The organism is Streptomyces sp. NBC_01276, assembly GCF_041435355.1.
Taxonomy (GTDB): domain Bacteria; phylum Actinomycetota; class Actinomycetes; order Streptomycetales; family Streptomycetaceae; genus Streptomyces.
The window spans coordinates 6,521,834-6,533,860 of sequence record NZ_CP108442.1; the positions used below are offsets into that span (position 1 = coordinate 6,521,834).

General features: G+C 67.2%; 6 protein-coding genes and 2 pseudogenes. 5 read left to right on the forward strand and 3 right to left on the reverse strand.

Annotated elements, in window-relative coordinates; translation table 11 throughout:
* Positions 1-90: 90 nt before the first annotated feature.
* A complete protein-coding gene (locus OG295_RS29430) occupies positions 91-312 on the reverse strand; it encodes a hypothetical protein (protein ID WP_371679634.1) in 222 nt (73 codons plus the stop codon).
* 346 nt (positions 313-658) lie between these two features.
* Between OG295_RS29430 and OG295_RS29435 the strand changes: the two are divergent.
* A pseudogene (locus tag OG295_RS29435) lies at positions 659-985 on the forward strand (winged helix-turn-helix transcriptional regulator).
* A gap of 77 nt (positions 986-1,062) precedes the next feature.
* A complete protein-coding gene (locus OG295_RS29440; RefSeq protein WP_371679635.1) occupies positions 1,063-4,473 on the forward strand; it encodes a hypothetical protein in 3,411 nt (1,136 codons plus the stop codon).
* Positions 4,474-4,515: 42 nt separating this feature from the next.
* On the opposite strand, the pseudogene OG295_RS29445 reads toward OG295_RS29440, so the two are convergent.
* Together OG295_RS29445 and OG295_RS29450 are read right to left on the reverse strand one after the other, a co-directional pair.
* Positions 4,516-4,932: pseudogene (locus OG295_RS29445) on the reverse strand (integrase core domain-containing protein); the annotation flags it as partial.
* A gap of 1,309 nt (positions 4,933-6,241) precedes the next feature.
* On the reverse strand, positions 6,242-9,415 hold the full coding sequence (locus tag OG295_RS29450; RefSeq protein WP_371679636.1) for a DEAD/DEAH box helicase: 3,174 nt from the start codon (positions 9,413-9,415) through the stop codon (positions 6,242-6,244).
* A gap of 619 nt (positions 9,416-10,034) precedes the next feature.
* Between OG295_RS29450 and OG295_RS29455 the strand changes: the two genes are divergently transcribed.
* From OG295_RS29455 to OG295_RS29465, 3 genes are all read left to right on the forward strand, one after another.
* A complete protein-coding gene (locus OG295_RS29455) occupies positions 10,035-10,454 on the forward strand; it encodes a hypothetical protein (RefSeq protein WP_371679638.1) in 420 nt (139 codons plus the stop codon).
* 9 nt (positions 10,455-10,463) lie between these two features.
* The gene (locus OG295_RS29460) at positions 10,464-10,886 is read left to right on the forward strand and encodes a hypothetical protein (protein ID WP_371679639.1); all 423 of its coding nucleotides are present in this window, start codon (positions 10,464-10,466) and stop codon (positions 10,884-10,886) included.
* Positions 10,887-11,411: 525 nt separating this feature from the next.
* Positions 11,412-11,831 (forward strand): hypothetical protein, encoded by a 420-nt coding sequence (locus tag OG295_RS29465; protein WP_371679640.1) that lies wholly within the window; start codon positions 11,412-11,414, stop codon positions 11,829-11,831.
* Positions 11,832-12,027 lie beyond the last annotated feature (196 nt).

The window sequence follows — 12,027 nt, forward strand, 5'->3', positions numbered from 1 at the left end:
GCCGTACATCGTGGGGTCGGCGAGGCAGGCCTCGCTGACTTCTTCGCGGAGCTCCGCCGAGGTCTGGAAGTAGGCGACGGTGAAGCCCCGCTACCCGGCGTACCGGCCCTGGTCGAGGGTGTTGCGCACTCCGTCCTGGATGGCGGGCTCTGTAATGCCGGTGGTGGCGATGTAGTCGAGGAGAGGCGAGTAGCGGGAGATCGCGGCTGCGGCGACGAGACCTCCCGGCCGGACCACACGGGCCGCTTCGGTCAGTGCGGAGAGCCGATCGGCCTTGTTGTGGAGGTGGTAGAGGGGACCCAGGAGCAGCACGACGTCCTACGTGCCAGCTGCGGCAGTGAGGCGGCGAGCGTCGCCCAGCTCGGCTGTCACTCCGTCGAGGACGCCAGCCTGACTGACGTGCTTGGGCATGGATCCACGACGTCACGGTGTATCCGTCTGCGGCGAGCCATCGCGCGTAGGTTCCGGGGCCGCCGCCGACATCGAGCACGCGGGCCGGAGCAGGCGGAAGGTAGCGGCGTAGCAACTCGCGCGTGCGTGCAAGTTCCAGGGTGCCCGTGGCCGTGGTGTGAAGCCGCGCGGCCTCGTCGGAGCGGGTATAGAAGTCGATGATCTCTGGGCGTACGGCGGGGTTGCTCGTCATCGGACCGTCCTCGTCCTGAGGGAGCTGTTGGTGTCCGGCAGGTTAGGGGGATCGTCGAACTGCGGGCCGCGCCGGTTCAGGGAACTCCAGCGGGCGGTGCACAGCATCTCCCAGCGGATGCTCACACTCACCGTCCGCCGGCTCGAACGTGACGGCCTCGTCCTGCGCACCGTCTATCCCACGGTCCCGGCACAGGTGGACTACCGGCTGACCGGGACCGGCGCCGGCCTGACGCACCTGGTCAAGGCCCTCGCGGACTAGTCCATCGCGCACCGAGGGGCCATCGCGGACGCCCGGGAGCAGTACGACGACCGGGCCCACCCCGACCACGACATCAAGTGAGGTCGCCGGGCTCCATCACCCGGACCGATCGGCGCGTCACTCAACGTGACGGACGCGCCGCTGCCGATAATGCCGTCATGCCGCTCATCACCGAGGGATTTCGGGACAAGCTGGTTACGGCGGGCCGCCGGTGCAGCATGGGGCTCTGGGCGCTGGCGGTCGCGGGATTCCTGGTGATGACCGAGATCTCCCGGCTGCTGGCCGAACTGACCGTGGCCGACAAGCCCTCGTACCCGGCCGGTGCGCTCTCCGGGTGGCCCAGCTTCACGCCCTGGTCGGACGAGAAGCGCCTCGACGCAGTCACCGTGTGGACGCAAGCTGGCGCACCGATGCCCGCGGGGGACGGCCGGCGAGAGCTGTACCTGTCCTGGCTCAGAACGTATCTCGCTCTGGACATCGCCGTCTTCACCCCCGCCTACCTCCTCCTCATCCACCTGGTGATCCGCAAGATCTGGCAGAGCCTCGGGGACGACCCGCCAATTCCCCAGGCATTTCTCGACGGGTTCGTGATCGCCGCCCTGGTGTTCGACTGGGCGGAGACGGGCCTCACGTTCTTCCTGGTGGGCGATCTCTCCGGGGACCCGTCGGCAGCCCTGGCCCATGGGGTGGCGTGGCTGTCGGCGCTGAAGTGGGGTGCACTCGCGCTCACCGCGCTGTTCGGGGTCCTGGGTCTTGCCCGGATGCTCGCCGGCCCCCTGATCGACTGGCTGGGCAGGTGGCGGGAGGGGACCCTGTCAGCGGGCCGCGTCTGGACGCGCCACCGCAACCAACTGGGCGTCCTCCTCGTTCTGACCCTGCTCGTCGTTGTCCCGGGCGACGGCCCGCTGGAGCAGCTGCCCGACATCGAAAGGGCCTGGGCAGGGCACACGAGGGGGCAGCTGGTCGGCGACTTGATGCCACCCTTCGTCGCGCTGATCGGATTCTGCCTGGCGCTGTGGGTCGTGGGGCGCTGGGCCCTGCTCGACGGGGCGCCGACGAACCGGGACAGCAGGCCGTGGCTGACATGGACACTGTTCGGGGTCGGAGTGGCCCTGCTCGTGGGGGCCCTCGTCCTCCACCGGACCGACCACGCCACGTCCGGGGTATACGCGATTCCGGCGCTCATGCTGGTGCTCGCCGTCTGGAGTCTCCCGCTTCCGGAGGGAGGAGCGGGGACGGCGGGCGAGGCCACCGGGATTCCGGACTCCGAAACCCGGCCAAGGGTGCGCAGCATGGGCCGCGTGCTGGCCGTACTCCCGCTCGTCATCGCCGGCCTGGCGCTCGTGCATGCCTTTGCCCGGCCGTACCTGCTCGGTCCCGAGATCGCGGAGCGCGCAGGTGAGGTGTACCAGATCGGGGTCTACGGGTACGTGCAGCTCTTGTTCTGGATCGGAGTGGGCACTGCGGCATTGACCGGTCCGGTGGTCAACGAACTGGTCCGGATGGGCGAGGACCGGTGGCTCGAGCCCGCCGCTCCCGGCCCGGCGGCGGAGACGGTTCCGGAGGGGGGTTCTGCGACGGTTGCGGAGGCGGAGGCCGAATCGGTTCCGGAGGCGGGTTCTGCGACGGTTGCGGAGGCGGAGGCCGAATCGGTTCCGGAGGCGGGTTCTGCGACGGTTGCGGAGGCGGAGGCCGAATCGGTTCCGGAGACGGAGGCCCTTCCAGGGGCGGTTCCGAAGGCGGCAACATGGCTGCCGGCGATCCTCGGCGCCGTGCTGTTGGCCGCGGCGATCGTCTTGGGAGTCCTCCTGACCGTCTGGCCGGGCGTGTGGGGGCCGCGACTGCGCAGCCTCGGTGTCCTCGTCGTCCTGCTGACGACCGTGACGCTCGTCGCGGGCTGGCTGGCACGGCGCTCCGAGTTCCACCTGCCGCTGCCGGCACTGCGCTACCTGCGCTTCCGGCTCACTCCGGTCTGGCTGCTGGTCATCGCTGCGCTGGTGCTGGAGGCCCAGCTGGACACCGCCGGCGGCTACCACGAGGTGCGGCTCAAGCCGCGGTCGGCATCGGGCGCCGCCCCGGCCGCGCCGGCCCAACCCTTCGACGCGAAGGCTTCCTTCGGCGCCTGGCGGGCGGCGGTGCAGGCCTGCATGGATGCCGACAAGACGCTCAAGCCCGCAACGGCCGTGCCGATGGTCTTCGTCGCCGCGCCGGGCGGCGGAATCCGCGCGGCGTACTGGACCGGGGCCGCCATGGACGAGATGACCAGGCGTCCGTGCGCCCGGGAGATGCTCTTCGGCGCCAGCGGTGTGTCCGGCGGCTCTCTGGGCCTGGTCGGCCACGGGTTGGGACCGCGGGAAGGCCAGCCCGCTGCGAGCGCCGGCCGGGACTTCGCCGCCCGCCTCTCCGGAGAGGACACGCTCGCCTCCGACCTGGCCGCCATGTTCTACCGCGACCTGCCGCGCGGCCTGCACGGGATCAACAGTCTGGGAGACCTGCGGCCGGGCGACCGCGCCACCGTGTTCGAACGCTCGTGGGAGAACCTGGACGAGCGTCTCCAGGACGACTTCTTCACGAGTTCCCTCCAGTCCCGCCCCGATGCCGGCCCGCGCCCGGTGCTGCTGCTGAACGGCACCGATGTGAACTCCGGCTGCCGAGTCGTCGTGTCGTCCGTCTGGTCGACGGGCGGTCCTGGCGGAGCGGCCCTGCCGACGCTGAACTGTCGGCGCATGGAAGTGACGACGCCACCGGTGAGCACCGGCGGCGGCGAGTCCGCCGCGGCCGGGTTCGCGGCTGGCGCCATCGACGCGGCCGCCTACACCGACCACCGCGACTGCCGAAAGGACGGGCTCGACCAGGGGCTCCGCCTGTCCACGGCGGTGCACCTGTCGGCCCGCTTCCCCTACATCTCGCCCTCCGGACGCATGCACCGCTGCGTCACGGACGGCAATCCGCAGAAGCTGGCCGACCTCGACGGCGGAACCCTCGAGTCGAGCGGCCTGGCCCTCCTGCTCGAGCTGTGGGAGGCGGTCGAACCACACGTCGCCGCCCACAACCGGGCCGTCGCCGCCGGGTACGAGGCGGGCGCAGGAGCCGACGGCCGCTACGTCCTCCCGCTCCTCGTCGTCCTCGACAACCACTACCAGTCCAAGGCCGCGGCACCCGACGCCGAACGTCAGCAGGAGGCCGTCGCCCCGCTGATCGCCAGCAGGTCCCCCAAGGCCGCGCTGAGCGTGTCCACGCTGGGGCAGTTGGGGCTGTACCGGTTCACCGGCGCGCTGCCGGGCATCGCCGCCGCCGCGTCGGCGATCCGGGTCGACGGCGTCGCGTGCCCGCAGGTGCGCAGCTTCTTCGCGGCCCCGTCCGCCCGCCCCGGCATCGCCGCGCCCCTGGGGTGGGTCCTCTCCGACATGAGCAAGCGGGACCTGAGGGTACAGCTGAGGGAACTCGTCCTGGCACCCGACCAGTGCCGGGAACCGGCACGGACGGACGAGCCGCCGCGGCAGACGCCTTCGACCTTCAGCACCTTCCTGAAGGTGCTCCGGGGACCGGTCACCCTCGGCACGGGGTGAGGAGAAAATCTGAGGTTGATCCCAGGAAGTGGACACCGGGTTTCATGTGACGAGTGACAGCGTATGTGTCGTGATCAGCTGCTGTTCGAACTCGGCTGGTGTGAGGTAGCCGAGCGCGCAGTGGCGACGGCGCCGGTTGTAGTACGGCAGCCAGCGGAACAGCTCGAGCCGGGTCTGTGCCTTTGAGGTCCAGCGGCCTCCGTGGAGCAATTCGCGCTTGAGGCCCTGGAAGAACGACTCGGCGAGGGCATTGTCGTAACTCGAGCCGACTCGGCCCATGCTGCGGCGGATGCCATGCCGCAGGCGGACATCGGCGAAGGCGGCCGCGCTGTGTTGGGCGCCTCTGTCGGTGTGGAAAACGACGCCGCGGACCCGGCCGCCCTGGGCCGCCACGGCCATCTCGATCGCGTCGGTGACCAGCGAGGTCCGCATGTGGTCCGCGATCGACCAGCCCACGACCGTGATCCATTGGCGTGCGGTGTCGGGTGCGGTCTGGTCGACGAGTGCTTCGGTGGTCAGGGGCAGCACCTGCCGCGGATGGGCGGCGATCGCCGCCTGGGCGCTGTGGGCCACCTCGGGGCGGGTGGCAGATGTGCGTAGAACGATGTTGAGCGTGTGCCGGCGCCGGGCGGGGCTGAGATGGGGGTGGGGCAGCAGCTTGTCGAGGAAGTCGTGGGAGGTCTCACGGTCCACGCTGGCGATGAGTTCGGCGGCCAGGACGTCCGGGCTCCGCGTCGAGCTCTCCGGAGAAGGTCTACCAGGACGAGCGGTCGCAGCTCGGCCGCACAAAGAAGGTCTCGATCTGGTGAAACCAGGCTGCTGAAGGCGCGCGAACGGATGCGTTGACCTGCGCTCTTCTGGAGAGTACGGATCTATCGAGACAGGCTGGCGAGAGGTCGTGTCCCGTACTCGAACGCGCATCCCACGGACGGTGTGGCCGCCCTTCGGGCGCGGCCCATTCCCCGGCACTCAGATGATCTCGGCCGGGGGCCAACACCGCGCGTCGGTGAGGACTTCCAGGTGATGTAGTGGCAAAGGTCTGCTGGTATGTGTGACGAACCGGCGATCGTGTCGGCCCGTGACTGGCCCGGATCTTCTCGATGAATTGAGGTTTCGGAGTAAATTCGACCACGGTTTCCCGGGAGCTGGGCACGCTGTCGATCATTCGTTTGTGCAGGTCAGTGGCTATGTTTAACTTCTAGAGGAAGCCGATTTTCTTGGTTGAGTAGCTAAATAGAAGGTTCTTCGTCTGCTGGTGGTACAGCAGAGCCAAGCCGTTGACCAGCAGAGATGCTGGCCTTGTGGCCCCAGGCGGGAGGTCTGGTCCGGGAATGGTCCGGATCTTGGCCGCGCCGGTCCCGCGAGGTTTCGTTCGCCCCGTGGAGCCCGGGCGGCTGCGAGGGGTGCCGGCCAATGCATCCGTCGTCAATGGCTGCGGGCAGGCTTTCGGGGATTGGGCTTCGATGTCCGTAGCGGTGGATTGGGATGGCGCAGATCACGCGGCCCCCGCTCTCCTCCGCCGGACAGCGGGCCGGGGGTGACGCGCTGCTCGTTCTCCGTCAGCCGGACCCGGAGTCGGCGGCTCTGTGGCCGTCGGAGTCAGCGATGTAGTCGAGGGACTGCAGGTCTGCTTCGGAGACCAGCCAGTCCGGGGCGTGGTGTCAGCGGACACAGGCCGCCGCGTGGCAGGCGGCTGCACCGGCAGTCGGTGGGGTTGCCCGGTCATGCTCGTGCGGATGCAGCAAGGGCGTAGGCCCGTTGAAGCCGTTCAGGCGCTGCAGTACACGGTGAACGTACCCCGGGTGAGGGCGTGGACGTAGGTCTCGGCGCCGGCCAGCAGCCGCAGGTTTTCTTCGGTGCATACAGATGCGGACAGTCCGGGCTGGGCGAGCACGGTGTGGAGCCGAGGCCGCAACTGAGGTGCAATTTCCCGGATCCGGTAGAGCGCCTCGATGCTGCCAACCTCGAAGGGTGAGACTCCGGTTCGGGCGAGGAAGTTTCTTGCGCGTCGGTCCAGATGGTTCAGGAGCGGGCCGAGGTGGTTCTGCCGCCACTTCGCTCCGCGGACGGCTTGGCCGCACAGTTCGTACAAGTCAGCCACCCGGCCGCCAGGGGTCGGCTCGGAGGAGTATTTGCAGTGCACCAGGGTGACGACGAGTTCGTCGCCGTCGATCTTGATTCCGACTAGGTCGGCTGCTTCTCGAGCACGGTCGTCGTCGATGAGGACGTCGAATTCCTGCGACTGCTGCAGGTGGGAGGAGACGTAGGCCTGGATGGAGTCGGGTTCGCGCGTAGCGGTCTGCGATTCCTTCTTGATGTCCACTCCGGCCCAGTTGAGTGGGGCGAGTCGTCTGCGGTCGAAGGGATCGAGGTTCTTGCGTGGAGCGAGCAGCCTGTCCTCGGCGGTGATCATCTTGTCGCCCGCCAGGAACAGAGTGGGCTTGTTCCGATTGAGCCATTCCTCAAGCGAATACTCGTGGATTCCCGAGCGGACCCGCCCGTCCAACTCGTCGGGAGCGTAAGTCAGTCCGTTGTCGGTGAAGTCTGCACTGTAGGCGATCTGCCCGGCAGGTGTGGTGAGTCGGATCCGGAAGGGGCCGGTAGAGGAGTGGTCCGCGACCTCCAGCGCGACATCGACGGCGGCGCAGGTGATGCCCGCGAATGAGATCTGCGGGCCGGGCCCATTGCCGGTGAACATGGACCAGGGCCATTCGGCAGCGATGAGAATGCCCTCGGGACGTTCGGTGAGGTCCTCGGGGAAGATGAACCCTTCCATGACGCTGGCCAGGTCGATGCTGGTGTCGATGACCTTGGCTCCCTGATCGTCACACCAGTCGGTCCAGGCCTTGAGGTTGGGGGCGGTCTGCATCGACCAGAACCGCCCCGACAGGGCGGCGCTGATAGTGGTCCTCTCGCCGTTGCGGAATCCGGAGGCGGCGATGTGGGTCTGACTCTTGCCCTGCCGGTCGGCGGTAGTCAGTGCTTCGTATACGTCGCTTCCGACGTGCATGGAGAACCGGTTGAAGTGGTCCCGTGAATCCAGCAGACCCACGTTGGTGGGGATCAAGCGCTCCATGTGACCCAGCACACGGAAGGTAGGCATACCTGTGACCGGCCGGGAGTCCACTCCCAGGACGGCCTGGGCGAGTTCCCGGTAGTCACCGGTGTTGTTCGAGCCATGGATGTAGAGCAGGCCTCGGGACCGGCTGAAGTACATGACGATCAGCTCGTAGGTGACCTGCTCCAGGGCCCGCGGGGCTCCCCAGCGCACTTCGCTTCGGTTCTCCACCACGAACCAGGCAACGGTGGACGTGGTGTTGACCGCGATGGTGCTGTCCAGTACCCGGCCTTCGCCGTAGACCGCCAACGCTCGTTCGGGAGTCCAGGTGCGATCGGGAGCACGGTGAGCGATGGCGCTCATCTTGGGTTCCAGCACCGTGACCGACACCTCTTCCGGCGTGTCGGGGAACGAAGCCTCGAAGTCGCTGAGCTCCTCCACGCTGGCCGTGGCGCGTTCGGTGATGTCATGCAGGATCGTGTCCCAGTCGGCGTCCTCGCGCAGCAGTTCACGCAGCGGCGACAGTGCTACCGACGGATCACGGGCCACGAACACCGAGGCCGTTCCGATCGTCGAGCCCACGGAAGTGGACCGGGTGAAACGTCCGATGAACTGGATCATCGGGCTCAGGCTCTTCTTCACGTCGTGCAGCGCGGCGATCTTCAGGGCTGGCAAATCGAAGCCTTCACCGAGCATGTCGACGCATATCACGATCCGGGACGACCGATCTGCCAGAGCGGTCAATGCAGCACGCCGTGCTCGGACCGCCACATTCTCGTGCAGAATCGTCGGATTCAGGTCCGGTGCGAGGGCCTGATAGAGATTGCCCAGCTCTTTGGCCCGCGCAATACTCCTCGCCCGCACCATCACGATGTGATCGAGGCCGGCGTCCCGGTCCTCCCGTAGCTGTCCTACCGCCAGCTTCGCAAGTTCTTGGTCAGTGTCCTCCAGACTGAGTACGGCTCGGTAGTTGATCGGAGTGAAGTATCCGTCCCTTTGCGCTTCCCGCAATGGGAACCGAAAGATCGTCCGCCCGGGCACAGGGCGCCCGTCCTCTCTGTAGGGAGTGGCGGTGAACAGTAGGACGCGCCGGTCGGTGAAGGCCTCGACTACGCGCGACCAGGTGGGCGCCGGCGCGTGATGGGCCTCGTCGACCACCAGGTGACTGAACGCGGCCAGGAACACGTCGCGAGACTCCGGCTCGCAGGCCTGAAGGGCGTGCGGGGTCGCGACCACCACGTTGCAGGCAGAGGAGAATGCCGCAGCATCGGCGGCGTTGTGGAAGCCGTGCTGGAGCTTTCCGACCACGGGCCGCATCACGCCCGGAGCGACAATCTGGTGTGTGTGCAGGATGCCGAGTGACTCGAACTTCGCCGCGATTTGATCACGTAGCGCCGCAGTCGGCACCAGCACCAGCAGACGCTCGGGTCGGGCTGCCACGAGCAGGGCGAGCATGGTCTCCGTTTTGCCCGTCCCGGTGGGCATCACCACGATTCCCGGGGCGGTCAACCCTGAGGCCCAGTAGCCGATCACCGAGTGCATCGCACCGATCTGGGGGCGCCGGAGCGCGTGCGGTTCGGTGTGGTCGCGGAAGCCTATGCCGTCGACGAACGAGGCCAGCACCGTCTGCGGCGAGTGAAGCGCCGTGTCGCCGATCCAGCCCAGACGCCCGGTTGTTTTGACGGCGGGTACAACAGCCGTCATCCGCTCTGGCTCTCTGCCTCCGGGTCGTATTGCCGGCCATCTTCCCTGGACGCTTGCCACCTCCAATCCGGTAGCGGTCTCCACCACATCCAAAGTGCCTGCTGGCACGAGTAGTTGCCGCACCACATTGCGGCTGAGGGTGATCTGCCGGGCCCACACATTGCTGGTCGCGACGTGCACACGTGCTCCGTTCCTTCACCAGTCCGGACTGGCGGCAAATTCGTTCCTGTGCCCCAACTCAGCCACCGCGCCCCTGACGAAACGCGGTAGGGATTTCCGATATACACCCATGAGTCGGCCACCGCACCCCATCTGCTCGGGAAACCTGCTTCAATCCATGGGAGACCGCGCCTTCATCGGTACGAAGACGTCGTTGCGGCGCTGCAGGATCCAGCGGAGGTGGTGCAGGGTCCGGCCTCACGTAGTCATGTCCGTGGAACAAGTTCGCCCGGCCTCCGCCCACCACGACCTCTCCGGCGAAGACCCACCAGGATTCGGTGACGGTTCCCGCGAGGAAGGGTAAGGCGCCTTCTGGGGTCGGCGCTCGGACACCTCCGGGTGGTCCGTCTGGAGGGGACCTCGTGCCTGTGGACCGCGAGGCCTGCCAGGGGCGGTTGGTCACGAAGTCATCGGCGGGGGCTTCCACCGTTGTCCTCCGATGCTTACGCCAAACCTCGTTTCGGGGTTTCCGGTTGGTAGCCGACGGACGCTTGGACAGAGCGAACCGGCTACGGAAAGGCCCGACGGATCCGCTGGATCTAGCTGTCCGCGGCATACGAACTGTGCGGTAATGACTGCCGTGGATCAGAACTCGCTGCGCAAGCTCGTTGAAGGCCAGCTCCTTCGGCTCGAGGGCAGTGCTTTCCAGGACTGCATGGACAGGCTCGGCCTGGAGCTGTATCCCGGTGACTACCAACCCGTGCGGGCGGCCGGGCCGAAGGGCGACACCAAGAACGACGGCTACTGCCCGAAGGCTCGGGTGTTCTTCGCTGCGCATGCCACGCGTGGTGAGCGGATCGACAAGACCAAGGCGAAGATCCGCGGTGGCTTGGAAGGCTGCCTCCACGAGCACCGCGACGTGAAGGTATGGCGCTTCCTCACAAACGACACACTGCCAGGTGAGGTCGACCAGTTCATCGACAACGAGCTTCGCCCTCGATACCGGGATGTCACCGTCGAGGTGTGGGGTATCAAGACGCTCGCTGACGAGATCAGCTAGCTCAAGAGGATGCAGGTCGACAGGATTATCGACGTCGGCACGGTGGATGAGCCAGAGTTCGAGGTCGTCATCCTTCGCCACATGAAGACGGGGCGTGATCTCTGGCCGAACCTCTCCGGCTGCCTTGGGTGGCTGGAACATGACGAGCCGGAGGAGTGCACTGACGAGGAGCAGGAGCTCATAGACAGCGCCGTTCAATCCTTCCGTGACTGGAGCGACATCTCGGGAGACATCGAGTTCTCACGCTCTTCTGTACGGGACGCGCAGCGAAGTATCACCTCCATCCTGGAGGAGCTTGCGGAGAAGGGGTTCGCACTCTATTCCGCAACGAAGGACGACTACCCTCTTACTGGCGGCCCCTCGCCGATTTTGGGGACAGTAGCCATCTTCAGGATCACTCGGGCGGATCTCACTGCGCCTACGAGCAGCTGACGGGCCCCCACGCACGAACCGCAAGATCAATGCTGTGCCGACCCGCAGCCGCCAGGAGCTACGAAGGTAGTGCCCACGGGGCTGGGGTTGGGTATGGCGCGGGGCGGGGGCCGACGGGGACGGGAGGGCCCCGCGCCACGCTCGGCGCGCCTAGCAGCGGCGCCGCCGCGTATGGGGTCGGTCCGTCATCACACCCCGGCCCTGCGTAGGTACGACGGTGTCTGGGTGGCGTCGTGGTCGTCGGGGGAGGACGCTACATAAAGAGGGCTGGCACGCTCACCGTGCAGTCCGTGCGAAGGGCGCTCTCGCTGCGGTACCTGCGTACCCGCCACGAACTCCGTCATGCAAGGGGCCGCATGGTGTGCACCCCGTCGGCCGGGTTCGTAAGCTCAAGCAGGGCGCTGACAGCGGCCAGGGGCGGGGCTGCACGCCGCGCGCAGCCGGTTTCCCGCGTCTCACCCGCCCGCGGTTGGGCACCGGCTAGTCGTCATCGGCCGGACAGACAGGCAACCAAGGAGGTCGGGGATGTCCACGACGGACGACCTTGCCATCAGCGACCTGCTCACCGCCGCCCCCCTGGAGGGGCTCGACGTGCAGCTGGTCGCAGGCGACGTGGAAGAGGTACCCGCACCGCCGATCACGCTCCTGTCCCAGACGGGCACTGTGTCGATCCACGACGTGAACTGCGCCACCGGAGCCACCACGAAGTTTCTGATTCCCATCACCGCCTGGGGCTGGAAGACCCGCCTGGTCTACTTCCGCGCCAACGGGGGACGCATCGGGCTGAGCCCGACCTTCGAGTGGAACCGCTCGTTCTACGCCGGCTCCACACCCTCGGTCCGCTTCCGCGGAGCCTTGCCGGCAGGAACGAAAGACCTCGGCGCGTACTGGTGGTACGAAGGCAGCAGCACCATCTGGTGGAACAGGAAAGCGATCAACTGCTGACCTGAGAGGGGCGTGATTTCCCTGGGAGGAGGCTGTTGACCTCCTTGCCTCGTACTTCCCGCAGTCGCAGTCGGACGCGCGTCAGTGGTGACGCGCATGGCCACCCCCTTCGAAGGCACATCCGGTCTTGCCCCGCAGGGCTTGAACCCGTGAGGACATGCCGGTCTCATGCCAGGTTGGGGCGCGACCTCGGGTG

Bases quoted from the DNA above. Each gene is read 5' to 3' on its own strand.
- OG295_RS29440 (WP_371679635.1), top strand. From the start codon at position 1,063: ATGCCGCTCATCACCGAGGGATTTCGGGACAAGCTGGTTACGGCGGGC.
- OG295_RS29460 (WP_371679639.1), top strand. From the start codon at position 10,464: ATGCAGGTCGACAGGATTATCGACGTCGGCACGGTGGATGAGCCAGAG.
- OG295_RS29465 (WP_371679640.1), top strand. From the start codon at position 11,412: ATGTCCACGACGGACGACCTTGCCATCAGCGACCTGCTCACCGCCGCC.